This window comes from Bartonella sp. AA86SXKL (assembly GCF_042196885.1).
Genome location: NZ_JBHIRE010000077.1, coordinates 1 through 1,600 on the forward strand (window position 1 = coordinate 1; position 1,600 = coordinate 1,600).

At 40.0% G+C, this 1,600-nt stretch carries 1 protein-coding gene and 1 pseudogene; both read right to left on the reverse strand.

The genetic code is table 11. The features are described from left to right. Positions 1 to 77: 77 nt before the first annotated feature. On the reverse strand, positions 78 to 485 hold the full coding sequence (locus ACFIO5_RS09820; protein ID WP_041581383.1) for a hypothetical protein: 408 nt from the start codon (positions 483 to 485) through the stop codon (positions 78 to 80). After that, positions 482 to 1,600, reverse strand: a pseudogene (locus tag ACFIO5_RS09825) (hemagglutinin repeat-containing protein); the annotation flags it as partial. The gene ACFIO5_RS09820 and the pseudogene ACFIO5_RS09825, both read right to left, overlap by 4 nt.

Below are 1,600 nucleotides of genomic sequence, written 5' to 3' on the forward strand. Positions count from 1 at the left end.
AATATTGAGATGATTGGTTGAGAAAACAATCCCACCATTCCAAGCGAAGGCAAGGATGGCGGATTGTTGATCATCACTTAAGGCTTGCATTCAGGTTGTACTGGACTTCTTTTACAAAACGGGCTGTTTAAGCGCTTTTCGACACTTCTCTTCGGAATGACAGCACCAGGCTGACAAATGGGAAGGTTTTCTTCTCTAAATGTATAACACCAGTTTCCTCTCCCTTTATAATGGAATCCTGATTGAACCATGCAAGCATAAATTGTTGCATCCTCATTAATACTAAGCTTTCTGTTTTCTGAATCAATATCAAAAATGCTTGGCATTCCGCATTCTAACAAGGCTTTTCCTACTTCAGTAGAATCTGCACCTACCTTCTCCCACATACTCACATACTCTGGAGGAGGCTTATCAATGTTTTCAATGTCACATCCAGCTACACTTAATAGGACTATACCACTCAATAATTTCAAAATTTGTCTCATTTTTTCTTCCATAAATGATCTAAAGTCGAATAAATTGAATGAATTTGTTTAGTAGGAGATGTTCCATAATTAGTTATACACGCTTTACTTGCATCACCATAACAATTATGGGGACTAGGATCATAACCGCCTAACGCCCTCCCTCCCTCTATCAATGGAGAGGTTGCTGTAGTCAATAAACTTTTTCCTGCAAACAGCGTCATATATAAAGGATTTTTTATACCTTTCTCCAAAAGTGAAACATCTAGATTTAAAGGTACTTTATAAAAAGTAGGTGCATTGTAACCAAACAACGTACTAATGGGGTCAGATGCATGGCTTTGTAAGTAAACATGATCATTTTTGCCATCGCTTACGACATATAATGCATTCGCTATCGATTGAGCATGATCCGCTGGTCCATAAAGATAAATATCTGTTTTTTCTGCTATACCGTGGATGCCGCGCTTTTCAAAGTCACGTAGTCCATTGCCTACTGTTAAGCTACCACGACTATGCGCACTAACAATCGCCCCATCATTACCATAACGAGAGGCAAAATCTTGGAATTTCTTGGTCGAATTACTCCATCCCCCAAAATACTCATAAATTGCTACCCCGAACTCTACTAGCTTATCTTTAGCTTGGGGGTGGTAGGTAAAATAAAGGGGTTCATGCGCATTATCAGCCATTTTGACGGCATTACGGGCTGCTTCATCAGATGAATTAGAAATACCATTATAGAACATACGCCTGTTGCCATCAGAGCCTTTTTGTAAATGATTTTCTTCTCCTGGTTTTAAATAGCGATACAGAGTAATATTTTTTCCATCATTGCCTTTTATAGGTTTTCCATTTTCATCGGTTAAATAGAGGACATTGCCATTTTCATCATGCAAAATCTCACCTACTGGATGCTCTTTAACATTTGCGACTTCGCGTATTTTATCAAGGTATCCCAATCCTTCATCCGATAAATCATTGATCATATCTACGCGATCATGCACTGCTCCCTCAAGCGGTGCGACATCTAGCTGTCCTACTGCCTGGTGGGCTGTAGCGGTGTTGCGGTTGAGAGAGCCAATGATTTGTCCAGCATCTTGCCCCATCGCCCTCTGTCCAGTTGTATCAGTAAG